Source organism: Nostoc sp. DedQUE08 (assembly GCF_034530895.1).
GTDB lineage: Bacteria > Cyanobacteriota > Cyanobacteriia > Cyanobacteriales > Nostocaceae > Nostoc.
Map to the genome: position 1 here is coordinate 289372 of NZ_JAVRCD010000001.1, position 26967 is coordinate 316338.

The window sequence follows — 26967 nt, forward strand, 5'->3', positions numbered from 1 at the left end:
CAAAGCAACCACTATGTATTTGCGGCGCGATCGCAATTGAGTTTTGGCAGATTGGGACATTCCCCTGATATCGGTAGACGGTGAAAAGCGATCGCTTCAGGAAAATGGACTGTATTTTTCAGTGAGTTATTCAGCGTTTTGAGGAAAGCGATCGCCTTGTTAAGGGTTCAAAATCATACCATTTTGGGCAACCTAAAATACAAGGTATAAATAAAGGCTTGGCAATGACAACGACCTCCATTCCCTTGGGTCTGTGCAGTAGAATAGTGCCGTTGATGGTAATACCACTTTGGTGCAGCTTTGCCAACGCCCAGGTAACTCCTGATGGCAGCTTGAATACTACTGTCTCCCAAAGCGGTAATAACTTCACCATTACTAATGGTAGTGCCGCCAACAGTAACTTATTTCACAGTTTCCAGCAGTTTTCAGTTCCCACTGGCGGTTCGGCTACTTTTGATTTAACGAACACGCCCAACATTTCTACCATCTTCAGCCGTGTTACTGGCGGTAATATCTCTAGCATTGATGGCTTGATTCAGACGATTAACGGCAACAACCCCGTTAGTCTCTTCTTGATCAACCCTAGTGGAATCATCTTTGGAGCCAATGCCCAACTAAACATTGGGGGTTCGTTTATTGGTACAACTGCCAGCAGTATTAAATTTGCCGATGGTGCTGAGTTTAGCGCAATTAATTCCCAAGCTACCCCGTTGTTGACTATCAATGTTCCCATTGGGTTGCAACTGGGCAACAATCCCGCACCCATCAATGTTCAAGGTACAGGACATACTTTGAGGAATGTCAGTGGACTGGCTCTGCTTCCCCCGATTCAAACTCCCAGTTCTACAAAACTGCGGGTACAGCCAGGAAACACTCTAGCCTTAGTGGGTGGCGACATAAATCTAAATGGGGCAAACCTGATCGCTGAAAGAGGGCGAGTTGAATTGGGTAGTGTAAACGGTACAGCATTGGTAAACCTGATACCAACCGCACAGGGTTATACACTGGGATATGGCGATGTACAAAGCTTTGGCGATATTCAATTGGCACAGCGATCGCTATTAGATATTAGCGGTGTGAATGCAGGTTCCGTTCAAATTCAGGGTAGGCAAATTCAATTCACTGATGGCTCTCTGGTACTGGCGCAAAATTTTGGCAATCTCCCCGGTGGTGATATTCGCCTTCAGGCTACAGAGTCCATTAATCTGATTGCCAAAACAGCTGATGGCACAATTCAGAGCGGAGTGCGTAGTAATGCTTTTGCTATGGGAGCTAGTGGGAATATCAGCGTTATTACTCCCAACCTCACTATTAAGTCGGGAGCGGGGTTGAATAGCACAACTTATGGAACAGCTCCGAGTAGCAATATTTACATTGATGCAACCGCCATTGAACTGTCTGGCTTTTCACCCAATAATCCTGCTGACGTCACCACACTCAACACTACTACACTAAGCACTGGAAATGCTGGTGATGTTTTCGTCAATAGTAATAGTCTACTAGTTTCAAGCGGTGCCTCACTATCTTCGGCTACCTTTGGCAGTGGTTCTAGCGGTAAAGTGACGATTCGCAACAACAATACCACGGTGATGGGAGAAAGTCCCTCTGGACTTTACAGCAACATTAGCTCAACTACATTTGCAACTGGAAGTGCCAAAACCTTGACCCTGGATACTGCGAAATTGCAAATTTTGGATGGCGGAGCAGTTGCCACTACCGCATTTTTTGCAGGTAATGGGGGAGATTTGAGCATTAATGCTGCTGAAGCGATCGTCATCAGTGGTCAAGGTCGGGCAACTAATAGTAGCATTAACGCCTCCACCATCCGACCCAATTCATTATTGCGGAAACGATTTGGTCTGCCAGATATATTAACAGCAAATGCCGGGACTGTGAGCATTACCACACCGAACTTAACGCTGACGAATGGCGGGACAGTCAGTGTCACCAGTCAAGGCAGTGGAAATAGTGGCAATATTAACATCAATGCAGCCAGCATCCAATTAAAGAATCAAGGGTTTATTCAAGCACAAACAGAATCCGGTAATGGTGGCAATATTAAATTATCCACCACAAACCTGTTACTTCTGCAAGACAATAGCCAGATAACCTCAACAGCTGGCGGATTGGGGAATGGAGGTAATATAAACATCAATGCACCCATCATCGTCGGCTTAAAAAACAGCGACATTATTGCCAATGCAGTGCAAGGCAGAGGTGGTAATATCCAAATCACTACTCAAGGCATTTTTGGGCTGAAGTTCCGCAACCAACTCACTCCTGACAGTGACATCACCGCCAGTTCCCAATTTGGGGTAAGTGGCACGGTTCAAGTTAATACTATCGGTATCGATCCAAATTCTGGTTTAGTCGAACTGCCTGCAAATGTCACCGATCCATCCCAGCAAATTGCTACAGGCTGCGCAGGCAGTGAAGGCAGCCGCTTTGTGGCAACGGGACGAGGTGGTGTGCCGCAAAATCCTAATCAGGTGACGAGTGATGTCTACGATGGGCTACGCCTACGAACTTGGGATGATATACGAGATTTATCTGCTTACCGCAAAACGGGTGAGCTAAATGCCCAGATTCCAGCATCCTCAAAGGTTCTCGTTGAAGCTACAACTTGGCAGCGCAACGCTGACGGTAAAATTGAGTTAATTGCAGTTCAACCAGCGTATATACAACCATCTTTAACCTGTGCTGCAACGCCAAATTAATCAGTCTTGAGAGTTCACCATATAACCGTAATTTATTGGTTAAAACAAATAGGCTCTAAACTACCTGACGTACCGCCTAGTGACGACGTGCCAGAAGTTGGAGAACTTAGATGAACTAGAAACATTCATAGGTTCAAAAAAATAAAGTTTGGTTGTGGACGGCGGTAAATCATTTTCATGAGGGTATCTTAGCTTGGGTCATCAGCGATGCCTTCTCTACCAGAGGCTTCTCTTTCAGAGACGCTAACGCGAACGCCAACGGCAGGCAAAGCCTACGCAGTTCAGAAACATTTAAATTCTTGTGGGACATTGTTTCCCATTTAGGGAATATTAAAATTGCCACCCAATCTACTGCAAATAAACAGCCGCAGTTAACTTGTGCATCTGTTCCAAAAAGTTAAATTGCCCAGAAATTCTCTAAGCAATCCTATCAAGATGAAAGTAACAGAATATGGAAACTCCTAAATATGTATACTGAGAACTACTGATGATTTTCCTAATTAAACAACGTCGTTGGCTATATATTAGTCTGAGTATTTTGAGCTTGTGTTTGACAGTAACCATCACACCTGCTAGAGCATCTCTGCAAATACCAACAACTTCTACCCTGAATGTGTCAGTATCAACTTCCCAGCCTAGCAATTGGCTAGAACAGGGACGAAAACTCTACCATTCAGGACGCTTTGCTGAAGCAGTGACGATTTGGCAAACGGCAGCACAACAGTATCATACCCAAGGCGATCGCTTGAATGAAGCTCTAAGTTTAAGTTACCTCTCACTGGCACAACAGGAACTTAATCAATGGCAAGCAGCCCAACAGTCTATTGAGCAAAGTCTGAAACTGTTGCAAACCTCCATTCCCTCTGCTGATGCAATTCTCTGGGCACAAGCACTTAATACGCAAGCAAATTTGCAATTGCACACTGGCAAAGCTGAAACCGCTCTCGAAAGTTGGCAACAAGCTCAAAAATTTTACGAGCAAGCAGGCGACACAATGGGAAGCTTAGGTAGTCAAATCAACCAGGCACAAGCTTTACAAACTTTAGGATTTTACCGCCGTTCTAAACAGCAGTTAGAGGGACTGACTCAAAAACTCCAAAGGATGCCGGATAATGAAGTCAAAGTCAGTGGACTGCGATCGCTTGGTTTGGCTCTGCAAATAATTGGCGATAGTAAAAGTCAACAGATTTTAGAACAAAGTTTAGCGATCGCTCGCCAAATTTCAGCCCAACCTCAGTTAAGTTCTATTCTGATCGCCCTGGGCCAAACTGCCGTTGACTTGCAAGATCCAGAAGCCGCATTAGATTACTTTGAACAGGCTCAACTCTTAACAACTAACCCAAGCGATCGATTACAAGCCCGTTTAGCTCAGTTCAAACTTTTCCTCAATTACGACAAACTGGAGTTTGCTACGCCACTTGTACCTCAACTACTCCAACAACTCCGGGAACTGTCCCCCAGTCACACCTCACTCTACGCAGCGATCAATTTTGTTGCCACTCTCAACCACCAGTCAAATTCTGAGCAAATTCTACCTCTGAAAGATTTGGCACAACTGATGGCAGTCACAGTCAAATCTGCACAGCAAATCCAGGATACTCAAGCCGAAGCTCATGCACTAACTCAGTGGGGAAAACTCTATCAGCGTACACAGCAGTTATCCCAAGCACAGGAGTTAACTCAGAAATCCCTTAACATTGCCCGCCAACTCCAAGCTAACGATATCATTGCTCAATCTGCTTGGCAGGTGGGACAGTTGTATAAACAACAAGGCGATCGCTCAAAAGCGATTACCGCTTATACAGAAGCAGTCAACGCTTTAAAGGCACTGCGGGGAGATTTGGTGGCTATCAACCCTGATGTCCAGTTCTCTTTTCGCACCAGTGTGGAGCCTGTCTACCGAGAACTGGTTGATTTACTTCTAGAGAATCAACCTAGTCAAGGAGAACTAATAGAAGCTCGCGAATTGATTGAAGCACTCCAAATTGCCGAACTCGATAACTTTTTTCGGGAAGCCTGTTTAGATAGAACTCAACAAATTGATCGGGTTGATCCCACTGCAACCGTCATTTATCCGATTATCCTGCCAGATCGTTTAACAGTAATTCTCTCCAAAGCAGGGCAACCACTCCGTTCTTATGTCACTCACAAATCTCAAACTGAAATTGAACAGACTCTAGACAATTTTTTGGTTGCTCTTAACCCTGTTTCGGATTCTAAAAACCGAGATCGATTATCTCAACAAATTTATGGTTGGTTGATTCGTCCAGAGTCAGCAGAGCAAGCATTTATTGATACTAAGACATTGGTGTTTGTTTTGGATGGTCGATTGCGGAACATTCCCATAGCAGCTCTTTTTGACGGTAAGCAATATCTGATCGAGAAGTATGCTGTGGCACTCTCACCAGGATTGCAACTAATGGCGACGCGATCGCTTCATCAAAACCACATCAGTGCGATCGTTGGTGGCATTAGCCAATCTCGCGCTGGCTTTAGTGCTTTGCCCGCCGTGGAATCAGAAGTGAAACAAATCTCCAAGGCGGTATCTTCTAGGGTGTTACTGAATCAGGAATTCACCAGTCAAGCCCTTGCTGAACGTGTGAAATCTAGTAGTGCAGGTATTGTCCACCTAGCAACCCACGGACAGTTTAGTTCCCGCCTCGAAGACACCTTCTTGCTCACTTGGGATGGACAAGTCAATGTTAAAGAATTATCTGAACTCCTGAAAAATCGGGGTAGCGATCCATCAAAAGCCATCGAGTTGCTGGTACTAAGTGCCTGCGATACTGCCACAGGCGACGATCGCGCCGTCCTGGGACTGGCGGGGTTGACTGTCAAATCCGGCGCTCGCTCAACTATCGCCACCCTATGGCCCGTCAAAGATCGGGCAGCCGCGATGCTCATGACTCGCTTCTATGACCAACTCCGACAACCCAAAATCACTAAAGCCGAAGCACTAAGACAAGCACAAATTAGCCTAATTCGCCAAACTGATTTCCACGAACCGTTCTTTTGGTCTGGCTTTGTTTTGATCGGCAACTGGATTTAGCTAAGTAATAAAACGCAGTTTATTGTAAATAAATTAGACTATTTTTTACAACAGTTACTTTCCATATCGCCTATACTGCTAGTAGAAGTTCCTTGATTTTACTCTTACTTAGACTGATTATCTGAACTTCTGAACATAGTCGAAAGAAACGTATTTTGTTTGTATCATATTTCAACAACATAAGGAAAAAGATCGTGAAACGTCGATATTTAGCTAGTACATTGAGCGTCATCGCTCTGATCGCTAGCAGTACATGGACTACTGCCCATGCTGTTACATTTACCCCACCCCCCAACAGTAGCTCTCCTAGACAATCAACTGGGGGAGCTTCTCGCGGTAGTATGTTTACCCCTGCTGTCGGCAAAGGTGCGCCCAGACAAGCAACTGGAGGAGCTTCTCGTGGCAACCTCTTTACACCTGCTCCTGGCAAAGGTGCGCCCAGACAAGCAACTGGAGGAGCTTCTCGCGGCAAGCTCTTTACACCTGCTCCTGGCAAAGGCGCTCCCCAACAAGCAAGTGCGGGAGCTTCTCGTGTTGGTACTTACTACTTGAATCCATCGACTACAAGTACAACGCAACCAGCAGCGCTAATCGCCCTCTTGCCCCAAAATTTCTATGGCACAACAGTATCTGAACGTCCCACAATCTTGGTGTATCTCCCAGCTTCCAATGCCGAAGAAGCAGTGTTCAGCCTCAAAGATGAAGCTGGCAATATGCAACATCAGATGAACATTTCAGTTGCAGGAAAAACCGGAGTAATCGCGATCGAATTACCAGCTAATGCACCCGCTTTAGCCGTTGGTAAAAACTATCAATGGTTCCTAGCACTGAAAGTAGATGGTCAACTCAGCCCAAGTACGCCTTACGTCGATGGTTGGATTCAGCGTATCCAGCCCAGTGCAGAGTTGGCAACAGCAATCCAAGAGCAAGATGCTTTGAAGCGGGCTACTATTTTGGGTAAAAACGGTGTTTGGTATGACTGTGTGGCAACACTGGCATCGGTATACACTACTCAACCTAACAATGCAACTCTCCGCAAACAATGGGAAGAACTTTTATCCTCAGTTAGTTTGAAAGAGATTGTAACAGCGAACTTATTAGCATCTACTAACTAATACCAATTTGGGCATTGGGTATGGGAAGAGACAAGCTAGACAAAGGAGAGGGGGAGACAAAGAAGAAACTTGTTCAATAATTCCCCCTTATCCCCTTTGTTTCCCTCTTCTTACTTCCACACAGTCCCCATTACTTCTTAATCCCCAGAGGGAACCCTACCTTTCCCAATCCCCATTGCATGACACAAATATGTGGCGCAGATTCCAGGCTTTGATCCAACGCACTCGCAGCGTTTTGATTATTACTCCTAGCGTTGCCTTAACTGTTATGGTTGGGCAATCTTTGGGACTTTTCAATTTACCGGAATGGAAAATTCGCGACGAATGGGTTCGCCAGCGATCTTCACAGGCGATGCCTATGGCGGGCTACGCCTACGCAGATGAGATTGTGATTGTTACAATCGATGAGCGCGATATTCAATCGGTGCGTAAATGGCCAGTTCCAGACTGGGCGCTGGCACGATTACTAGAAAAAATCCGGGCGCAGCAGCCGAGAGCCATTGGCTTGGATCTCTATCGAGATTTACCGGAAGGAAGTGGACACAAGCAACTTGTTCAAGTCTTTCGCAACACTCCCAATTTAATCGGAGTTGAGAAAATTACTGGCGAACGCGTCAATCCCCCACCGGAATTGAAAAAACAGGATCGGGTAGGATTAGCAGATTTAGTCTTGGATGGCGATCGCTTTGTACGTCGCGCCCTCTTGACAGCTGAAGATGCCAAAGAGAAAAACACCATTAAAGCCGGACTAGCAACCCTTGTAGCCCTAAAGTACCTCGAAGCTGAGAAAATTAGCTTAGAAAGCATTGACCCCCAACAACAAAAGTTTCAGTTGGGTAAAGAAATTTACTTACCACTGCAAAATCAAGAAGCAGGTTATACCGATGCCGATTTAGGAGGCTATCAAATTCTGTTGAATTGGCATGGAACAGAAGCCGCATTTCGGACAGTTGCGATGCGCGATGTGTTAGCAGGGAAAATTCCGGCAGATTTGATGCGCGATCGCATGGTATTTATTGGATCGATTGCCTCCAGTACCAATGATTTCTTCAGCACACCCTTCTCTTCTTGGGTATCTGCTCAAAAACCGACTCCAGGTGTGGTTGTTCATGCCAATATTGCTCATCAACTAGTACGAGGAGCAAAAACAGGAAATGCCAGTCTGCACGGTGTTTCTGGCATTTATTTATCACTCTGGATTGTTTTGTCGTCTGTCATTGGTTCTACAGGCAGTTGGTTGTTATCCAGTAGCAAGCTGCGGATTCCTGGCGGCAAAATTCTTTGGGCAACTGTAGGCATCAGTGGAGCCTATATATGGGGTGGCTATGGGATGTTTTTGTATGGTGTTTTAATTCCGGTAACACCCACCTTAACCGCGTTTATTGGTAGTGTGATTGCAACAACTAATGCCTACAAACAGCGGAAGTTAGAAGAAACCAATCGCCAACTAGAAATTGCCAACAGTCAACTATTGGATTATTCCAAAACCCTAGAGACAAAAGTCGAAGAACGCACTCATGAATTAGTGGAGGCAAAGCAAACTGCCGATGCTGCCAATCAGGCCAAGAGTGAGTTTCTCGCCAACATGAGCCACGAACTACGCACACCTCTCAATGGCATCCTTGGTTTTGCCCAGGTACTAGAAGGATCGCCAAATATGACAGCTAAAAACCTAGAAGGAGTCAGCATTATCTACCAATGCGGCTCGCATCTTTTGATGCTGATTAATGACATTCTCGATCTCTCGAAGATAGAAGCAAGGAAATTGGATTTGGTTGTCACTAGCGTGCATTTGCCCAGTTTCTTACATGGTGTGACTGAGATTTGTGGTATCCGGGCTGAACAGAAAGGAATTGGATTTAATATCTTAATTAGCGATCGCCTACCACTTGCCATTGAAACTGATGAAAAACGACTGCGACAAGTGTTAATTAACTTACTGGGCAACGCGATCAAATTTACAGATAGCGGTAGCGTAACCTTCACAGTGGAAGCCATTAGTGATTCGTCACTTGTACTGAGCGAAGCCGTTGGCGCAGCCTCTCATAGAGAAGTATTGGTCATTGGTCAAGAGTCTAAAACGGCCAATGACAATGGACAAATGACACATCAAAAGATTCGTTTTCAGATTGAAGATACGGGTATTGGGATGTCACCAGACCAACTGGAGAAAATCTTTTTACCCTTTGAGCAAGTGGGTGAAGCAGGGCAACGATCTGAAGGTACTGGCTTGGGATTGGCGATTAGCCAAAGAATTGCGGCATTGATGGAAAGCCAAATTCAGGTGCAGAGTCACCTGGGTGAAGGAAGTCTATTTTGGCTGGATTTGACAGTATCGGTACCACTCGCTCATGACTGGCGTGGAGGAACGATGTCTGTGACGGATTACACGCCAACTCCCCAGAAAATTACCGGGATTCAGGGTAGTGCGCCTCAAATTCTGATTGTCGATGACGATCGCAACCACTGTTCTATGTTGACCAATTTGCTGCAAGAAATTGGCTGTCGAACCTTGGAAGCAACCGATGGCAAACATGGGCTACAAGTAGCAATTGAACACAATCCAGATGTGATTCTACTCGATTTAGCGATGCCTAATATGGATGGTTTTGAGCTAATGGTTCACCTGCAAGCGAATCCACAAACCTGTTCTATTCCGATTATCGTCTCTAGTGCCAGCGTTTTTGAGTCAAATCGTCAGCGGAGTTTAGAGGCAGGGGCAACAGCATTCCTACCCAAACCTCTCCAGATTGACGAACTACTCAATAGACTGCGATCGCTCTTGGGAGTGGAATGGATATATGCCAAATCTTCGCCTCCCAAAGGTGAGCAGATAACTAATAGTGAATGGGTTCTACCATCCCAAGATGTTTTGCAACAACTCTATCATCTGGCAATGATGGGAGATATCTCAGCGATTGAGGGAATGTTAAGAGAACTCATTGAGGAAAACAGTCAACTAGCTCCCTTCGCAGCAGAGTTAAGCAAACTCACTGCCAATTTCCAAACCGGAAAAATCCGTAAGTTCCTCAAATCATTTGTCACAACGGAGTTACATCCATGATTGCTGTTCCGATCTCGAAACCCATACATATTTTGTTAGTGGATGACAATCCAAACAATCTCAAGGTGCTATCGGAAGCGATTCAGAGGTGCGGCTGGAAAGCTCTCATGGCAACAGATGGAGAGTCAGCGATCGAACAAACAGAATATGCTCATCCCGATCTGATTCTTTTGGATGTGATGATGGCAGGTATTGATGGATTTGAAACTTGTCGCAGACTGAAAACCAATCCAATCACCCAGAATATTCCAGTAATTTTCATGACTGCCCTATCTGATTCTACAGACAAGGTGGCCGGATTGGAAATAGGTGCAGTTGACTACATTACCAAACCCTTCCAACACGAAGAAGTTATTGCCCGTTTAAAGTTACACCTCAAGATTTCTCATCTCACCCGCACACTAGAAGAACGCGTGCAAGAACGCACCAGAGAATTAACTCAATCTCTACAGCAATTACGGCAAACCCAACTACAAATGATCCAGAGTGAGAAAATGTCCACATTAGGGCAGTTGGTTGCAGGTATTGGTCATGAGATTAATAATCCGGTTGGTTTTGTTGGCGGAAATTTATCTTATATTGAGGAATATGTAAATAATCTACTTCGCTTAGTAAGCCTGCAACAGCAGAAGCTAACGCAGCCAGACTCGGAAATTCAAGAGCTTGTTGAAGAAATCGACTTGGAGTATCTGACAGAGGATCTGCCAAAACTACTGGCATCAATGCACCAAGGAATTACCCGTCTGAAAGATATCAGTCTTTCTTTGAGAACTTTTACTCGCGCAGATATTTCATCTCAGGTGGAGTTTCAGATTCATGAAGGAATCGATAGCACCTTAATGCTGTTGAAACATCGACTCAAAGGCAATGGCGATCGCCCTAAAATCCAGGTTGTCACACAATACGGTGAGTTACCTCCAATCAGTTGCTATCCCGGACAACTGAACCAGGTATTTATGAATATCATCGCTAATGCCATTGATGCATTTGATGAAGTTCATCAAAACAATTGCGATCGAGATATTGCTGTTTGCCCGAACACGATCGCCATTACCACATCGGTCGATCCCCAACAAAAAACCGTCACAATTTGCATCCAAGATAACGGGACCGGTATGCTTACTGAGGTGCAATCTCGAATTTTTGAGCAATCTTTCACAACCAAGGCTGTGGGCAAGGGAACCGGGCTAGGATTAGCGATCAGCTACCAAATTATTGTTGACAAACACAACGGACAAATCAAATGCTTATCAACACCTGGTGAGGGGACAAAATTTATTATTACTCTGCCGATGTAGTTTCTATGCCAAAACCTCCAGCTTCGATATGACGAACTAGCGATTGAATAATGGGTGTAGCAATACTAATACCAAATAAAGCATTGAAGCCTGCAACAACAACTGGTGCTGACAAAATAACTGTAAATTCTGGAAATAAAGCTAACACAGCCACCAAGACTAAAAAAACAATTGGTGTCGCAATACCTGCTGCCTTTGCTGCTTCAAAAATTAGATTTTTATACTCTTCAACAGTAATATCGCCCCGATAAAGATCCAAAGAGTAAGAAATCGCCGTGACTACAACCTGAGTGAGAATAGCTGTTCCCGTTGCAGTAATCCCAAGTTTGGCGATCGTCCCAGAATTGCTGACAATAGAATCTACTGCATTATAAACTCGAATATAAAACTGTTCGCCAACGGTCATTACTTTGGCTCCTCGGCGGAGATTATCAACACCTACTTCCCAAAGAATATTATCAGCAGCATTCGAGCCACCTTGGGAACGTGGATTGATGTGGCTACCATGCTTATCTCTAAGAAATTGACGAATTGTATATTCTTTTCCTCCAAGCTTTGATGTGCCAGGAATTTTCTCAAAAAGCTTCATGACATCTGCATCAGAGCGAGGTAAGTCTCCTACCCGAACACCAGCACGATATCTGAGCCTATTTGCAATCTTGGGCATCTCTTGGGCTAATTCGGCAGCTGTCTTTGGTAAATTTTGCAAAGCATCAGCCATAACCATGCTAGATGCGGCAACTCCAACAGCAGTTTGTTGAAATGTTTGACTAACATTTTGAACAGTTTGAAAACTTGATTGTGTTGCGATAGTTGACAAACTTTGTAAATCATTGACTGCATGGACACTTGAAGTAGTCATCTCGCTAGTAGCGTTCTTGATTCCATCAACTACCTCATTCATCCCGTTTACTACATTGTTGGCTGCTTCTTGAGCTTTATCTCTAACCGTATCTGCCAACTTTTGTGCTTCGTTGATAAAATCCATGTTTTATGCCGTGGAGTGTTTGCTCCAGTTTCTCTTTCTCAAACTAAGAAGCACCTCAGCATTCATGACGAATTTGCTTCCAAAAATTTTAAAGATATAGTAATTATTTTATATTGTTTGTGTATGTTACTTCCAAAAACTTCACTGTCCGATTATGTACAGCAGATGATGCCATGCAGTCTCAGCCATAAAGTTACAAGTATACTAACAGTAATGGTCATACCAATTACTAATAAATAGCCTCATGGTTTGAGGTTTAGCGATTTAATAAAAGATGCACCATTTGTTTTTAGTTCTTCAGATGATGCGGTTATTATTACAGCTTCAACAGCATAATTTTTCTTCATACAAAGCAGACTTCTCTGATATAAGAATTTATTATTTATATTCAATCCTTTTTTCTTAATTTCTTCTTGCAAGGAAGTACTGGGTTTGCCCATTAAAGTAAAGTCTTGGCAGTTATATCCACTTTGATTAACGGAAGACTGAGATATTTGTTTACCTTGAATAAAATTTGTTTGATTAGCAGTTTTAACTAGAAGCTGTAAAACTTTTGGAATTCTCTGCGGGGCTATTTCTTTGGGAAGAGTTGAATGGGTCACTGAATATATAGATTCACTCTTAATAGTTGCCCAATTTCGGTTATTAATCCCTTTTGTTGGAGAACTAGCTTCTTCTAAAATAGTCCCTGGCATTAAAATACTAAAATTTCCTTCTTTGGATGTTAAAAGTTTTTCTTGGGATGATGCAGGTGTGCAAGCCGATAAAACAAATATCCCGAAACAATTAATTATCCAAAAACGTTTAAGAATGTTGATAAGTAAATCCATAAGTGTTACTGGTTAATAATTTTTATTTAAAATGTCAAGTTATTCTTTCAACTCATGCACAGGCTGTTGTAATTTTTAGCGTTTGGCTGACGAATTACAGCCAATATCTTCAACACAAGGTCTTGTTTTAAGTTTTCCCATAAAAGTGGTTTTTGTAACACAAAAGCTGCCAAATCAAATCTTGACTCAATATTTCCCAACAAAACGGCACTCATCATTTCAATAACCCACATCAGCAAGGCTTTCGGTAATTTTGAGAAAATTGATTGTTACTGCGATGGACTACACCCCGCCTTCTTGCGATGTCTACAACAGGCTGCGCCTACGCGTCCTTCCTTTATCCCCAGCTTTCCTTAATACTAAGGAATTTGTCACTTACGTCGCTAAAAAAGGTGACTCGGAAAATACGATTAAATTGAGCTTCCAAACTCGGAACTTGAGCTTTAGAACTTGAGATTACGAGTTCTCTACTCAAACTCCGAGTTTCTAAGCTGTAACTTTCAACCTTTTAAGCAAAATTGCCGATAGATTTTCTGCACTATTGATGCTTACGGCTGCACTTTTCCAGATTTACAGATGAAATTGCGCCTCGATCAATTTTTAGTTTCTACCTTTGAAAGAGTTTAACCATTCTTGAACTTGCTCTCTTGCAATATCGCGTCCCCCAAGACCAAAGGCTAGGGCAATAGCAACTGCGATCGCACCTAGTAAAAGTCCAAAGGCTAAATTCACAATATCACTGGCAACTCCAATCTGTTGCAGTGCCATTGCAGAAACTAAGGCAATAATGGCAATCCGTGCCACTTGTCCTAAAATCTGGGCTTGGCGATCGCCTGAACTGGTAATGATGTTAAAAGCCAAATTTGCCAGGAATAAGCCAATGGCAAAGATTACCAATCCGGCCAAAATCCGCCCGAATATAATCACAATCCCAGACACTAATGCTGTCAAGGCTGGAATATTCAAGATATTCACCGCCGCCACTGTAGCAAACAGCATGATCCCCACTAAAGCAACAATGCCTACAACTTCCGATGGAGTGCGGGTTGGAATCGGTGGGGTTGCTGATTCTGTGGAAATGACGATTCGTCGACCGGGTGTAGTCAGACCCAAAATAGTGAAAATGTTATTAAACCCTAAATTGGTGAGGATACTTGTAACTAAGTCCGCGATAAACCGCCCAATGAAATAAGCAACAATCAAAATTGCTGCGGCTGTAAAGATGGCAGGTAAGGCGTTGAGAATCTGTTGCAGCATAGCGATCGCCGGGACAGATATCGCATCAATTCGCAAGGCATTCAGCGCTGCGATCGCCACAGGAATCAGAATCAAAACATAGACAATTGTGCCGATAATACTCGATAGAGGTTGTACCCCCGCACTTGTAGATAATCCCAACCGACTACCTAAATGGTCAAGACCAGTTGTTGCCAGCAAGTTCGTCACAATCCGCCGTACTACATTAGCGATGAACCAGCCAACTACAGCAATCAAGATCGCCGCTAAAATGTTCGGCAGAATTAGCAGAACTTCTGTAATTAGAGCTTGTACTGGTTGTAGAGCCTGCTGTAGTCCGAGAGTATCCAAAATTGGAGCGAGAAACAGTAAAAATATAAACCAATACAGAGCGTTGCCAATCGTCTCACTTAGAGACAGCTGATTGAGGCTGGGTGCTCTGTCTTCTGGTTCTGGATTCAAACGCTCATCCAGGTTAAATGCCTGTAATGAGCGCACAGTGATAATCTTCACAATCGTCGCCAAAAACCAGGCTGCTACCAAAATGATTCCTGCACCAACCAACTTTGGCAAAAAACCAATAAGTTGATTGAGAAAATTATTCAGGGGTCGAGAGGCTATCTCCAGATCCAATGTCTGTAAAACAGCAACCGCCGTCAACAGGATAATGCTCCAAAAAACTAAACTGGAGATTAATTTCTCCACTTGGGGAACATCTTGACGACCCGTTATCCCAGCAGCAATCCGGTTATCTATGTTTGTGCGCTTGAGGATTCCTCGCGTCACTGCTGCTGCGATCGCTGCAATCAGCCAACCTACTAGTAAGATTGCTACTGCCCCTAGAAGACGAGGCGTAAATAGAATCAACTGTTGAACAATACCTTGCACATCAGCGATTCCTTGATTCACTGCTGGTTGTATTGGTTGCAGGCTGGGCGATGATTGTGCCAAAAATTGCTGCACCTTTGTGGATAAACCAACTCCATAGGCGTAGCCCGTCGTAGACATCACCTGGGTTATTTCTTGCCAAGTTGTGTTCATGGTTTTCGGGAATTATGCTTAAGTATTCGCCGCAAACACTGAGTCAGTGTTTTGCCTATCAATTTACCAGTAAAAACATACATATTTACTCATATTTGATTTAATATACGGGCATTGGGCAAAACAGTGTTGAGTAATGAGTAATGAGTGCTGAGTTAGGAGTTAGGAGTTTCGTTTATCTCCTTGTCCCCTTGTCTCCCCTGCCCCTCTGCTTCCCTGCTCCCACTTTGCTGAATTTTGCGTTACTCTAATTGCAGCAACAGCACCAAAGATGTGGAATGTCCCAAGTTTTGGAACAATCGATTCAAATTAATGCTACAGCTACAGTGGTGGAGCGCTGTATTAGCGATTTAGCTCTTATGCACCGTTGGCTCAACCCCGTTCTTCGTTGCGAACCTGTGGGCGAAGCTTGGAGTACCGATGTCGGCAGTAAAAGTCGTTTTATTATTCAAATTCCTCTACTGAAACCCACCTTGAATAGCGTAGTTGTAGAACGACAACCGGGTTTGGTAGTCTGGGAATTTCAGGGGTTTTTTCAAGGGCGCGATCGCTGGGAATGTCAGCCAACAGAAAAGGGAACGCTTTTACTCAACCGCTTTGAGTACGATATCCCTAACCCTTTAATTAGTTGGGGCTTCAACACTTTTGCTGCATCTTGGACAAAAGAAGATATGCAAGCCCAACTCCGCCGCCTCAAACGAGTTGCAGAAGAACAAAATTAGTCATTTGTCATTTGTCATTTGTCATTTGTCATTGGCTTACTAAAATTTTCCCAGTTCCTAGTCTTTATTCCCTACTTGTTTTTACCCAGTTCGGTAAGTAGCCGCTGAATCACAGATGCATCTTCGGCGTCGGGAACTTTTGCTAAATAATTTTGTAAGTCGTCTACGGCTTGGGGGTAGTAACCGAGTTGATAGTAGATCAAACCGCGATCGCGCAATTCTAAGGTTAAACCAGGAAACAACAACAAAATTCGTTCGACTGCTGCCAGCGTTTTTTCTAACTCTTGCTGTTTGAGGTAAATAAATTTTAAATTTGTCAACATCCGGGCCAAAAATTGCCGATTACTAACTACAGCCAAAAATTCTGGTTGTAGCGTCACAGGTTGCTGATAAAGTTGAGATAGGCGTTCTTCGCAATCTTGGGTAAATATTATTTCACCACCATCGAAAGCATCCACAAAAATCTCTATATCAGGAATATCTGGGCGGATCAGGAAATGTCCTGGCATACCTATACCGACCATCGGAAAATCAATACGTCGAGCAACTTCCAGGTAAACCAGCGCTAAGGTAATGGGAATCCCTAATCGGCGATCGATTACATCATTGATAAAGCTGTTACGGGGATCGTAATAGTTGATTTTATTACCAGAAAATTTTAAATCATCGTAGAGATACTGATTAATAGTTTGAACTATTCGCAAAGGATAACGTGAATCAGGCAGGCGTTCTTGAAGCTCCCATGCCATTGTATCAAGGGCGTTGAGATATTCCTCTGGGTCTAACTTGGGATATTCTTCTTGTGCAATGTACAAAGCTGCCTTTGCTAGGTCAATTTGCTCGTCAGACTGCTGAATCTCCTGGTAAAAATATTGTCGTGCTGACGAGAAGTTCATAGGCTATTGCTCGGTGTAAGTGTGAGGATGAAGCCGCAGGTACGCCCAATTCAAGCATCGCGGCTTGGCTAAAAACTGTTTTTGTATCTATCTTTCTTTATCTTATGGATATTCAGAAGTTTTGGAAATGTAGTTTATGGATAGCTTTATATATCTATTACTAACTAACTTTTAGTAAATGCTGCCTTGGTGATGTATTTTATGGGCTGTAACCACGCAAAATATATGACGTAATATAAATATGCATTATTTTAAGACCAAAGTTTAGATATCAAAATATCTGCTTTTTGCCTGCAAGTGTAAATATTTAGGGAAGTTAGAATAGTAGTATATTTTGATACAGTATAGGAAAATTAGGGCGATCGCATTTGAAAAATGAAATTAAGATAAACTTGAGCGTATTCTGTCAATCTGGTCAGGATCGGGACTACAACCCCAACCACCAAACTCCTTTTTAAGGAATTACTAAGAAAGTTATGTCCCCGTCCGATGCTAGAGTGAAAGGTGACATTTCTTATTCTTATGTCTTCTCCGACCTTATCTGAAATCTAGCTTCACTCATTAGGCGCAGCATGGTCACAACCGCAGAAAAAACAAACATTGGCTACATTACCCAAATCATTGGCCCAGTTGTAGACGTTAAATTTCCCGGCGGGAAATTGCCACAAATCTACAACGCTTTGAAAATCGTTGGCACCAACGAAGCTGGACAGGAAATCAACATCACCGTTGAAGTACAGCAACTGCTGGGCGACAACCAAGTGCGGACTGTTGCGATGAGTTCCACCGAAGGCTTAGTGCGCGGTTTTGAAGTCACCGATACAGGCGCTCCCATTAACGTGCCAGTTGGTAAAGCCACTTTGGGTCGAATTTTCAACGTCCTTGGCGAACCTGTGGACAACAAAGGCCCTGTAAATGCTGAGGCAAGTTTACCCATCCACCGCTCTGCTCCCAAATTCACCGACCTGGAAACCAAACCTTCCGTGTTCGAGACTGGGATTAAAGTTGTTGACCTTCTGACTCCCTATCGACGCGGCGGTAAGATTGGTCTATTCGGCGGTGCTGGTGTTGGTAAGACCGTAATCATGATGGAATTGATTAACAACATCGCTACTCAGCATGGTGGAGTATCCGTATTTGCTGGCGTGGGTGAACGTACCCGCGAAGGCAATGACCTTTACAACGAAATGATTGAATCTGGGGTTATCAACAAAGACAACCTCAACGAATCAAAAATTGCTCTAGTTTACGGTCAAATGAACGAACCACCCGGAGCAAGAATGCGGGTTGGTCTTTCAGGATTGACAGTAGCAGAATACTTCCGCGATGTGAACAAGCAGGATGTGCTGTTGTTTATTGACAACATTTTCCGGTTTGTACAAGCAGGTTCGGAAGTATCGGCGTTACTCGGTCGGATGCCTTCAGCGGTGGGATATCAGCCCACATTGGGAACCGACGTAGGTGAACTGCAAGAGCGGATTACCTCGACTACCGAGGGTTCCATTACCTCCATTCAAGCAGTGTACGTACCAGCGGATGACCTCACCGACCCCGCACCTGCTACCACCTTCGCCCACTTGGACGGAACTACAGTACTGTCTCGCGGTTTGGCTGCTAAGGGAATTTACCCCGCAGTTGACCCCCTTGGCTCAACTTCCACCATGCTTCAGCCCAATATTGTCGGTGACGAACACTACAATACGGCGCGGGCGGTGCAATCAACTCTGCAACGTTATAAAGAACTCCAAGACATTATCGCCATTCTCGGTCTAGATGAATTGTCTGAAGAAGACCGTCTGATCGTAGCGCGGGCGCGGAAAGTTGAGCGTTTCTTGTCTCAGCCGTTCTTTGTGGCAGAAGTATTCACCGGTTCTCCTGGTAAGTACGTGAAGTTGGAAGATACCATCAAAGGGTTCCAAAAAATTCTGTCTGGTGAGTTAGATGCTCTGCCAGAACAGGCTTTCTACTTGGTTGGCGATATTAACGAAGCGATCGCCAAAGCTGACAAAATCAAAGGTTAGTCATTAGTCATTGGTCATTGGTCATTGGTCACGGGTCATTGGTCATTGGTCATTAGTCATTAGTTCAAGGCTAATGACTAATGGCAATTACAAATGACAAAGCGCAAAGTCTGAGCGCCAGCTTCCGGCGTTGGCGCAGCCCGCCGTAGGCATCAGAACTTTGTAAGAGAGGACAAAAGACAAAAGACAAAGGACAAAAGACAAAGGACAAAGGACAAAAGACAAATGACATTAACCGTTCGTGTAATTTCCCCAGATAAAACAGTCTGGGATGCCCCGGCTGAAGAAGTAGTTTTGCCTAGCACCACTGGTCAACTAGGTATCCTCACTGGACACGCACCCCTTTTGACCGCCCTGGATACTGGTGTAATGCGAGTTCGCGCCGCTAAAAATCAGAATTGGGAAGCGATCGCCCTTTTGGGTGGCTTTGCCGAAGTCGAAGAAAATGAAGTGACAATTCTGGTTAACGGCGCTGAACGTGGCGACAAAATTAACCTTGATGAAGCCCGTACTGCTTACAACCAAGCAGAAGCTCGTCTAAGTCAAGTGTCAGCAGACGATCGCCAAGCCCAAATCCAGGCAAATCAAGCCTTCAAACGCGCCCGCGCTCGGTTTCAAGCGGCTGGCGGTTCGGTCTAATTTAACTTTCTATTTCAACTTTGTAGGTTGGGTAATGTCCAACCTACAAATTATTTATGAATAACTCAGGAGTCAGGAGTCAGAAATCAGTATTAATTCTGTATGGGTGCTAAAACTTTCTCCGTAAATGGATGGAGTATTCTGAATCCTGAATTCTGAATTCTGAATCCTTGTTTATTAAATTTTAAAAAAATTACGTCAAGTTTAAGAAATCGAGGCAAGCCTTAGTGAAGTGTTAACTTAGCTAATTAGTTGCCCAGATGGGCACAGATTATGAAAAGCCTTTCATCTTTGCTTGGTACTCGTAAACAAAATAAGGTAGCTCGTTTTGCAGCATCGATCGTAGCAACCTTAGCGATGGCTTCGCCAACGTCTTTGACGATCGCTGAAAGTATTCACTCTGCCAATGCCACGCCTGTAAAAACAACTACTGCATCAGTCCAGCTAAATCAGACCAAACCAAATATTGCTCAGTTACAAATTAGCAAGACTCAATATCAAGCTGCTGGAATTAATCCTGTTGTAGTGGTTCCAATTCTACTTGTGGGCGGTTTAGTTATATTTGTACCCTTATTCTTTGGCGGACTTGTAGTAATTGGCGAACGTGAAGTAGGTATTGTAGTTAGAAAATTTACCCTTTCCGGGCGCGGACTCCCAGCCGGTAGTTTAATTGCCCTCAACGGCGAAGCTGGCTTGCAAGCAGATACTTTAGCTCCTGGTTGGCATTGGGGTTATTGGCCTTGGCAGTATTCTGTAAAAAAAGAGCCAGTGGTTGTCGTCCCCCAAGGAGAAATCGCTTTGATTGTGGCAGCAGATGGTCAACCCAACCCACCAGAGCGGATTTTGGGTAAAATTGTCAGTTGCGACAACTTCCAAGATGCTCGAAAATTCCTCACCGAAGGCGGTGAAAAAGGGCGGCAAATGGGTTTTCTCACCGCAGGTACGTACCGGATCAATACCGCTCTGTTTAAAGTCATCATGGCAGCAAATGCTAGCGCTCATGGCATGGCTCCAGAACAGTTGCGAGTGTACAGTCTGGCATCGGACAAAGTTGGCATCGTTACTACCTTAGATGGTGTGCCAATTTCTGCCGGCGAACTTGCAGGCCCCATAATTGAGGGACACGACAACTTCCAAAATGGTCAGAAATTTATTAATGGCGGTGGGCGGCGGGGCTTACAAGAGCAAACCTTGCTTTCTGGTTCTTGGAACTTAAACCCTTGGTTTGTCCAGGTTGAACAAGTGCCGATGACGGAAATTCCCATTGGGTATGTGGGTGTGGTAATTTCTTTTGTGGGTAAGGCACATCAAGATGTTAGCGGCGCAGCTTTCACCCACGGTAACTTGGTGAATCCTGGACATAAGGGCGTGTGGGTCGAACCGCTATATCCTGGTAAGCACCCGATTAATTCTCGGATCATGAAGATGGAACTGGTGCCAACGACCAACATTGTCTTAAATTGGTCAGATCGCACCGAACGCCACAGCTATGATGCTCAACTGGCTTCCTTGACAGTGCGATCGCGAGATGGGTTTGCTTTTGATTTGGAAGTAGCGCAAATTATCCATGTGGGTGCTTTAGATGCTCCGAAGGTAATTTCTCGCGTTGGTGCAATGCAAAATCTGGTAGACCATGTATTAGAACCAACTATCGGTAATTATTTCCGCAACTCAGCCCAAGACTATACTGTACTAGACTTTCTCACCGCTCGCAGCGAACGACAAGCTGAGGCTGCTGAGTATATTAAAACAGCATTGCGGGCTTATGACGTGCAAGCGATCGACACCCTGATTGGTGATATTCAGCCACCAGCATCGTTAATGCAGACACAGACAGACCGGAAAATTGCTGAAGAAGAACGCAAGACTTATGAAGTTCAGCAGATGGCGCAAACCCAACGGCAGCAGCTTGTCCGGGAAACAGCACTGGCTGATATTCAGCAAGAAATGGTGAAGTCGGAGCAGAGTGTACATATTGCTGACTTGAAAGCCCAAGCCCAAATTAAGCAGGCGACTGGTGAAGCCGAGGGGACAAAACTTCGGTCAATTGCTGAGGCTGAAGGTATTCGGGCCACAGGTAACGCCAAAGCTGAAACTTACCGCGCGGGTGTGGAAGCCTTGGGTTCACAAGGTTATACAGCAATGCAACTAATGCAGATTATCGGCGATCGCAATGTCCGCTTGATACCAGATGTCTTAGTTGGCAGTAACGGCAGCAATAACGGTTTAGTGGATGGGCTACTATCCATGATTTTATGGAATCAAACTGGTAAAGGTGAATTGACACCAACACCTTTGCATCCACAACCAGTAACCAAAGCACAACCAACCCCAGAAAACGGTCATCCACCTATAGTTGTGAATTTTCCTGTAGATAAGTAACATTAGCAACATCTGGTAGGGGCGTAGATATGTGCGCCCCCAATACGGTTTGGATAAGCAGGGGAGGCAGGGCAGGAAATAGTTACAACGAGATACGTTCAGCCTCTTCTGGCAAACTAAAATTCAATCGTTTTACCTTCTAATTGTCCGTCGCGAAAGATAGATTCGCTCTACATCAGAACGAGCAGCGATCGTTTGGATTAACAAAGGGGTAACTTCCGCCACCACAATTGGTGTATAAAGAGATTGATAAATGACCCGTTGGTTACTTTCCTTAAGTTGGTTTACAAGAGGTTGCTGAATTAGCTGATAGTGAGATTTAAGAGTATTTAAGTGATTTTGATGCTCAGTACGGTTCGATCCTTGATAAGGCTGAACTGTTTCTCCTTTTAGATGAAAAATGACCTTGATAGGGGTATTACCGCCTTGAGCAATGCGATTAACTAATTCGGTTTCCAATTTGCCAACGAAGCCCTTATTGTTGATTGCTTGAATAGCCTGCTCTAACACTTCCTGACTAATTTGATTGCCAGCAGGATCAAGGGATACACCATAGATATTGCCTTGGGTATCTATTAGCTTAAACCGCGTGATTCCAGTATCAGCTAGAGTTACTTGGTTAACTACACTGAGGCTGTTAGCCGAGATTCCTGTAGTCTTAGAAACCTCTAACTTAGCTTTTTCAGCTAAATTGTTTAATGTCTGTCCTAAAAGCGGAAGGCTAAAGGCTACTGTAGGCACAAATGAGATAACAGCAGATAAGCAAACGGTTAGACCTAAGAATTTCTGCATCTTGATTTTATACTTGCTCGTAAGCATTTCCGAGTTATAAGTAACTAAAAACAGCTATATTTTATTGTGGATGCTATGTAGGCAAAGAAATTTTGCTTTTAGAAGAACGTTATCGTTTACTCAAGCAGATTGGTAAAGGTGGATTCTGTAAAACCTTCCTCGCAATAGACGAAGGTAAGTTTCCGCCAGTTCCTTGCGTCGTTCAAGAATTATCGCTGGAATACGAAATATCTAAAAATTTTCAGCAAATGGCGCAAAAGCTAGAAGAATTAGGAAAGCATCCGCAAATTCCCGCTTTATTGGCTTATTTTCAGCAGAACGGGCATTTTTATTTAGTGCAAGAGTTTATTGCAGGCACTAATTTAGCTGAGGTGGTTAAAGAAGAAGGCGCTTTTAATGAAACTCAGATTTGGCAACTGTTAGAAGATTTGTTGCCAGTTTTGCAGTTTATTAGCGATCGCCACATCATCCACCGCGATATTAAACCCCAAAATATCATCCGTAGATCCTCAATTACCAAGAAGGGAGATTTCGTCATAGTCGATTTTACCACTGCGAAAATCGTCACAGAAATCGATCGGCTAACATCTGAAACCAGTATTGGCAGTGCAGAATACGCTGCACCAGAGCAGACAAAAGGAAAAGCGGTTTTTGCTAGTGATTTATATAGCTTGGGTGTAACTTGTATTTACTTACTTACCCAAATTCCTCCCTTTGATTTATTTGATATTGCTAATAATTGTTGGGTTTGGCAACAATATCTTACGACCAAAGTTAGCGATGTCTGGCGACAAGACTCAAAGAGTCTACGCTTGGCCCAAATCCTCGACAAGCTGCTGCAAAATGCTGTTAACCGTCGCTTTCAATCAGCTGATGAAGTTATGCAAGCAATGGGTATGGAATGTAAAACTCAAAATTTTAAATTACCAAATCCTCCTTGGCGATGTTTACATACCTTAACTGAGCATTCTGGGACATTTGGTAGTGTGAATGCCCTTGCCATTAGTCCTGACGGTTACACTTTAGTCAGCGCTAGCGATGACAAAAACATCAAATTGTGGGATTTAAATACTAAAAAAGTCCTAGCTAGCTTGTCAGGACATTCCCAAGCTGTAAAATCAGTTACCTTCAGTCCAAATGGAAAAATTCTGGCAACTGCTAGCAATGATAAAACTATCAAATTGTGGCAGGTTGAAACATTAGAGGAAATCTGCACTCTCTTGGGACACGCACAGGCTGTAAAATCAGTTGCTTTGAGTCCAGATGGGCAGATTCTCGCTAGTGGTAGCTGGGATAAGACAATCAAACTCTGGGATGTCAATACTGGTAGAGAAATTTGCACCATAGCTGGACACCAATTAAAGATAAATTCAGTAGCATTTAGTCCCCAAGGACAGCTTTTAGCCAGCGCTAGTTATGACAGAACAATTCGCCTGTGGCAATTGAGAGCATTTGGAGGCTTTGAGGAAAAATTTGAAAACCGCCCATGCTATAGCTTGTTAGGCACCCTTTCGGGTCATGCATGGGCGGTTTTGACAGTCGCTTTTAGTCCTGATGGTCAAATTTTGGCGACGGGTAGTGATGATAACACTATTAAGTTGTGGGAGGTAAACACTGGTCGGCTAATTTGCACGCTTGTAGGCCATTCTTGGTCTGTGGTGGCTGTGGCTTTTACTGCCGATGGCGAAACACTCCTAAGTACAAGTTGCGACAAAACAGTTAAACTTTGGAGGGTAAGCACAGCAGAAGAGATTGTTACTCTCTCTGGTCATGTAGACTCAGTATCTGCTGTTGCTGTGAGCAAAGTTACACAATTAATTGCAAGCGGCAGCCGGGACAAGACTATCAAACTGTGGCAGCTTGTAGAACAGGACAATAGCTAATTTTGTAATATCAAGCGCTACCTGTAAAGGCAACTTCTGGAAATTTCAACTGAGCTTCTGCCATTGGACGGTTTCTGCCTTCCTCTTGCCAGTAGTTAATCACTTCTGTTGCTTTGTTAAGCAACTCAACACGATCCAGATCGGTAATCCAATGTTTGGACTCTAATTCCTTTTTTAACTCTTCCCAGGCATCATTTCTGGGCCAAAAAAAGTACTTAGTCAAGGGACTGGTGCCTTTGCCTACAACTTGGTCGACTGCGAGAGCAACGTTCTCGTCTAACCACAAAATTTTCAAAATAAACTTGGTCAATCACACCTCCGGGAATTTCCGGGCATTATTTAACAAGGATAGCGATCGCTTATTTTAACGCAATACCCTATCAAATGACCAAACTGTAATTAGATTGGGCTAGCATAAGGTATAGTCGGCGCTAACTAAAGAGGCTTATGACTGCCCAACTGCCCCAATCTCAAACAACATCTGGTTCAGATTTGTATGAGCAAGACTTTTACCTGTGGATTCAAACCACAGCAGAACTGCTCAAACAAGGTCGGCTCACAGAACTGGATTTGGAGAATTTGATTGATGAAATTGAAACGATGGGCAGAAATGAAAAGAAAGCACTCAGAAGCAATTTGGAAGTGGTGCTGATGCATCTATTGAAGTACAAATATCAAGCCGAGAAGCGCTCTGGTAGTTGGCGAGCAACAATTCGTGAGCATCGCAAACGCCTCAGACAAGCTCTAGAAGAAAGTCCTAGCCTTAAACCCTATTTTGATGAAGTTTTCGGGCTGTGTTATGACGATGCTAGACTCTTGGCTGCTGATGAAACGGAATTGCATTTGGCTACCTTCCCGGAACACTCTCCCTTCACGCCAGAGCAAGCCCTTAACCCCAATTTTTTACCTGAGCCATAATCACACTCTGATTTAGAAAATTTTGCTGTTAATTTTGAATTCGGAGCGAAGCGACGTGACTGCCCAATTGCCCCAATCTCAAACAACATCTGGTTCAGATTTATATGAGCAAGACTTTTACCTGTGGATTCAAACCACAGCAGAACTGCTCAAACAAGGTCGGCTCACAGAACTGGATTTAGAGAATTTAATTGAAGAAATTGAAACGATGGGCAGAAGTGAAAAGCGGTCATTGGAGAGCAATCTGGAAGTCTTGCTGATGCATCTGCTCAAATATCAAATTCAAACTGAAAGACGGTCAAAAAGTTGGCAGTACACAATTCTGGAACACCGCAGGCGAGTCCAAAAAGCACTTCAGGAAAGTCCGAGTTTGAAACCTTACTTTGAGCAAGTTTTCGATGAAAGCTATCAAACCGCTAGACGACTGGCTGTGATTGAAACTGGATTAGCGATCGCTATCTTCCCCGAACAATCTCCTTTCACGCCAGAGCAAGCCCTCGACCCCAATTTTTTACCTGAGTTATGATCTCACGTTTTATGATGATTTAAAACTCTTTTGCTTCCTACCCCATGACTCCACAAACTTCTACAAAGGCGATCGCTATTTTCGATATTGATGGCGTTGTACGCGATGTTAGCGGTTCCTATCGTCGTGCGATCGCAGATACCGTAGAATATTTTACCACCCAAGCATATCGTCCAACCCCACTAGATATTGACCAACTGAAGTCTGAAGGCGTGTGGAATAACGATTGGGAAGCATCGCAGGAATTAATTTACCGTTATTTTGAAAGCCAAGGACAGAGCCGCGAACAACTGCAATTAGATTACAGTGCGATCGTTGCTTTTTTTCAATCGCGTTACCGCGGCTCAGATCCAAACAATTTTACAGGGTATATCTGTAATGAACCTTTATTATTACAACCTAGCTATTTAGAACAACTTACCCAAGCTGGTATTGCTTGGGGATTTTTTAGCGGTGCGACTCGTGCTTCTGCGAACTATGTCTTAGAAAAACGCTTGGGTTTGGAATCTCCGGTGTTGATTGCGATGGAAGATGCACCAGGTAAACCAGACCCCACCGGACTTTTCGCTACAGTTCGTGAATTAGATAATGGAATTGAGCAAAAATTAGCGATCGTGTATGTGGGAGATACGGTAGCAGATATGTATACCGTCGAGAAAGCGCGGGGTCTAGATTCTTCTCATACTTGGATTGGTGTAGGAGTTTTACCTCCCCACGTACAGGAAACAGCAGCGCGTAGTCATGCTTATGGTGAGACACTAATAGCAGCAGGAGCAGCAGTAGTTTTGCGTAATGTCCAAGAATTGACTCCAAGGCAGATTCAAGAATTGGTGAGTTCATCTGCTTGATC

20 protein-coding genes and 1 pseudogene are annotated in these 26967 nt (G+C 43.9%); 14 read left to right on the forward strand and 7 right to left on the reverse strand.

Annotated features, from left to right (window positions below; translation table 11 throughout):
• Positions 1–224: 224 nt before the first annotated feature.
• The 6 genes and pseudogenes from RMY64_RS01140 to RMY64_RS01165 all read left to right on the forward strand — a co-directional run bounded on the left by RMY64_RS01140 (position 225) and on the right by RMY64_RS01165 (position 11243).
• Positions 225–2717: an S-layer family protein gene (locus RMY64_RS01140; protein ID WP_322699064.1), complete on the forward strand. Its 2493-nt coding sequence runs from the start codon at positions 225–227 to the stop codon at positions 2715–2717.
• A gap of 12 nt (positions 2718–2729) precedes the next feature.
• Positions 2730–2926, forward strand: a pseudogene (locus RMY64_RS01145) (IS1 family transposase); the annotation flags it as partial.
• Between the two features lie 278 nt (positions 2927–3204).
• The gene (locus RMY64_RS01150) at positions 3205–5766 is read left to right on the forward strand and encodes a CHAT domain-containing protein (RefSeq protein ID WP_322699065.1); all 2562 of its coding nucleotides are present in this window, start codon (positions 3205–3207) and stop codon (positions 5764–5766) included.
• Between the two features lie 194 nt (positions 5767–5960).
• Positions 5961–6881: a DUF928 domain-containing protein gene (locus RMY64_RS01155; RefSeq protein WP_322670021.1), complete on the forward strand. Its 921-nt coding sequence runs from the start codon at positions 5961–5963 to the stop codon at positions 6879–6881.
• Between the two features lie 190 nt (positions 6882–7071).
• Positions 7072–9945: a CHASE2 domain-containing protein gene (locus tag RMY64_RS01160; protein ID WP_322699066.1), complete on the forward strand. Its 2874-nt coding sequence runs from the start codon at positions 7072–7074 to the stop codon at positions 9943–9945.
• Positions 9942–11243 carry a response regulator gene (locus RMY64_RS01165; protein WP_322699067.1) on the forward strand — a complete coding sequence of 434 codons (1302 nt, stop codon included), beginning with the start codon at positions 9942–9944 and terminating at the stop codon, positions 11241–11243. The genes RMY64_RS01160 and RMY64_RS01165 overlap by 4 nt, the downstream gene beginning before the upstream one ends.
• On the opposite strand, the gene RMY64_RS01170 is transcribed toward RMY64_RS01165, so the two are convergent.
• From RMY64_RS01170 to RMY64_RS01185, 4 genes are all read right to left on the reverse strand, one after another.
• Positions 11227–12231 (reverse strand): HNH endonuclease, encoded by a 1005-nt coding sequence (locus tag RMY64_RS01170; protein ID WP_322670024.1) that lies wholly within the window; start codon positions 12229–12231, stop codon positions 11227–11229. The two genes, RMY64_RS01165 and RMY64_RS01170, sit on opposite strands and share 17 nt — an antisense overlap.
• 242 nt (positions 12232–12473) lie before the next feature.
• Positions 12474–13061, reverse strand: a complete 588-nt coding sequence (locus RMY64_RS01175) for a hypothetical protein (RefSeq protein ID WP_322699068.1) — start codon at positions 13059–13061, stop codon at positions 12474–12476.
• 47 nt (positions 13062–13108) lie between these two features.
• Positions 13109–13279 carry a hypothetical protein gene (locus RMY64_RS01180; protein ID WP_322699069.1) on the reverse strand — a complete coding sequence of 57 codons (171 nt, stop codon included), beginning with the start codon at positions 13277–13279 and terminating at the stop codon, positions 13109–13111.
• Positions 13280–13661: 382 nt separating this feature from the next.
• Entirely contained in the window at positions 13662–15338 is a 1677-nt protein-coding gene (locus tag RMY64_RS01185; protein ID WP_322670027.1) for a mechanosensitive ion channel, read from the reverse strand.
• Positions 15339–15616: 278 nt separating this feature from the next.
• On the opposite strand from RMY64_RS01185, the gene RMY64_RS01190 reads away from it, so the two are divergent.
• A complete protein-coding gene (locus RMY64_RS01190) occupies positions 15617–16060 on the forward strand; it encodes an SRPBCC family protein (protein WP_322689514.1) in 444 nt (147 codons plus the stop codon).
• Between the two features lie 71 nt (positions 16061–16131).
• Here RMY64_RS01190 and RMY64_RS01195 read toward each other — a convergent pair whose 3' ends face one another.
• Positions 16132–16956, reverse strand: coding sequence for a SirB1 family protein (locus tag RMY64_RS01195; RefSeq protein WP_322699070.1), 825 nt, complete (start codon positions 16954–16956; stop codon positions 16132–16134).
• A 572-nt stretch (positions 16957–17528) separates the two neighbouring features.
• On the opposite strand from RMY64_RS01195, the gene atpD reads away from it, so the two are divergent.
• The 3 genes from atpD to RMY64_RS01210 all read left to right on the forward strand — a co-directional run bounded on the left by atpD (position 17529) and on the right by RMY64_RS01210 (position 21998).
• Positions 17529–18977, forward strand: coding sequence for a F0F1 ATP synthase subunit beta (gene atpD / locus RMY64_RS01200; protein WP_322670030.1), 1449 nt, complete (start codon positions 17529–17531; stop codon positions 18975–18977).
• Positions 18978–19202: 225 nt separating this feature from the next.
• On the forward strand, positions 19203–19616 hold the full coding sequence (gene atpC / locus RMY64_RS01205; RefSeq protein ID WP_322670031.1) for an ATP synthase F1 subunit epsilon: 414 nt from the start codon (positions 19203–19205) through the stop codon (positions 19614–19616).
• A 273-nt stretch (positions 19617–19889) separates the two neighbouring features.
• A complete protein-coding gene (locus RMY64_RS01210) occupies positions 19890–21998 on the forward strand; it encodes a flotillin family protein (RefSeq protein WP_322670032.1) in 2109 nt (702 codons plus the stop codon).
• A 132-nt stretch (positions 21999–22130) separates the two neighbouring features.
• On the opposite strand, the gene RMY64_RS01215 is transcribed toward RMY64_RS01210, so the two are convergent.
• Positions 22131–22790, reverse strand: a complete 660-nt coding sequence (locus RMY64_RS01215) for a hypothetical protein (protein WP_322670033.1) — start codon at positions 22788–22790, stop codon at positions 22131–22133.
• 92 nt (positions 22791–22882) lie between these two features.
• On the opposite strand from RMY64_RS01215, the gene RMY64_RS01220 reads away from it, so the two are divergent.
• A complete protein-coding gene (locus tag RMY64_RS01220) occupies positions 22883–24673 on the forward strand; it encodes a serine/threonine-protein kinase (RefSeq protein ID WP_322699071.1) in 1791 nt (596 codons plus the stop codon).
• Between the two features lie 10 nt (positions 24674–24683).
• Here RMY64_RS01220 and RMY64_RS01225 read toward each other — a convergent pair whose 3' ends face one another.
• On the reverse strand, positions 24684–24983 hold the full coding sequence (locus RMY64_RS01225; RefSeq protein WP_094333099.1) for a 30S ribosomal protein PSRP-3: 300 nt from the start codon (positions 24981–24983) through the stop codon (positions 24684–24686).
• Positions 24984–25120: 137 nt separating this feature from the next.
• On the opposite strand from RMY64_RS01225, the gene RMY64_RS01230 reads away from it, so the two are divergent.
• From RMY64_RS01230 to RMY64_RS01240, 3 genes are read left to right on the forward strand one after another with little or no spacing between them, the layout of a single operon-like run.
• Positions 25121–25591: a DUF29 domain-containing protein gene (locus RMY64_RS01230; RefSeq protein WP_322699072.1), complete on the forward strand. Its 471-nt coding sequence runs from the start codon at positions 25121–25123 to the stop codon at positions 25589–25591.
• Positions 25592–25646: 55 nt separating this feature from the next.
• Positions 25647–26117 (forward strand): DUF29 domain-containing protein, encoded by a 471-nt coding sequence (locus tag RMY64_RS01235; protein WP_322689519.1) that lies wholly within the window; start codon positions 25647–25649, stop codon positions 26115–26117.
• Between the two features lie 44 nt (positions 26118–26161).
• Positions 26162–26965 (forward strand): TIGR01548 family HAD-type hydrolase, encoded by an 804-nt coding sequence (locus tag RMY64_RS01240; RefSeq protein ID WP_322699073.1) that lies wholly within the window; start codon positions 26162–26164, stop codon positions 26963–26965.
• Positions 26966–26967: the final 2 nt, after the last annotated feature.

Excerpts from the sequence above, each read along its gene's own strand:
- RMY64_RS01240 (WP_322699073.1), top strand. The coding sequence starts at position 26,162 with ATGACTCCACAAACTTCTACAAAGGCGATCGCTATTTTCGATATTGAT.
- RMY64_RS01190 (WP_322689514.1), top strand. The coding sequence starts at position 15,617 with ATGTCCCAAGTTTTGGAACAATCGATTCAAATTAATGCTACAGCTACA.
- RMY64_RS01215 (WP_322670033.1), bottom strand. The coding sequence starts at position 22,790 with ATGCAGAAATTCTTAGGTCTAACCGTTTGCTTATCTGCTGTTATCTCA.
- RMY64_RS01210 (WP_322670032.1), top strand. The coding sequence starts at position 19,890 with ATGAAAAGCCTTTCATCTTTGCTTGGTACTCGTAAACAAAATAAGGTA.
- atpC (WP_322670031.1), top strand. The coding sequence starts at position 19,203 with ATGACATTAACCGTTCGTGTAATTTCCCCAGATAAAACAGTCTGGGAT.
- RMY64_RS01150 (WP_322699065.1), top strand. The coding sequence starts at position 3,205 with ATGATTTTCCTAATTAAACAACGTCGTTGGCTATATATTAGTCTGAGT.
- RMY64_RS01230 (WP_322699072.1), top strand. The coding sequence starts at position 25,121 with ATGACTGCCCAACTGCCCCAATCTCAAACAACATCTGGTTCAGATTTG.
- atpD (WP_322670030.1), top strand. The coding sequence starts at position 17,529 with ATGGTCACAACCGCAGAAAAAACAAACATTGGCTACATTACCCAAATC.
- RMY64_RS01140 (WP_322699064.1), top strand. The coding sequence starts at position 225 with ATGACAACGACCTCCATTCCCTTGGGTCTGTGCAGTAGAATAGTGCCG.
- RMY64_RS01175 (WP_322699068.1), bottom strand. The coding sequence starts at position 13,061 with ATGGATTTACTTATCAACATTCTTAAACGTTTTTGGATAATTAATTGT.
- RMY64_RS01185 (WP_322670027.1), bottom strand. The coding sequence starts at position 15,338 with ATGAACACAACTTGGCAAGAAATAACCCAGGTGATGTCTACGACGGGC.
- RMY64_RS01160 (WP_322699066.1), top strand. The coding sequence starts at position 7,072 with ATGTGGCGCAGATTCCAGGCTTTGATCCAACGCACTCGCAGCGTTTTG.
- RMY64_RS01195 (WP_322699070.1), bottom strand. The coding sequence starts at position 16,956 with ATGAACTTCTCGTCAGCACGACAATATTTTTACCAGGAGATTCAGCAG.
- RMY64_RS01170 (WP_322670024.1), bottom strand. The coding sequence starts at position 12,231 with ATGGATTTTATCAACGAAGCACAAAAGTTGGCAGATACGGTTAGAGAT.
- RMY64_RS01180 (WP_322699069.1), bottom strand. The coding sequence starts at position 13,279 with ATGATGAGTGCCGTTTTGTTGGGAAATATTGAGTCAAGATTTGATTTG.
- RMY64_RS01165 (WP_322699067.1), top strand. The coding sequence starts at position 9,942 with ATGATTGCTGTTCCGATCTCGAAACCCATACATATTTTGTTAGTGGAT.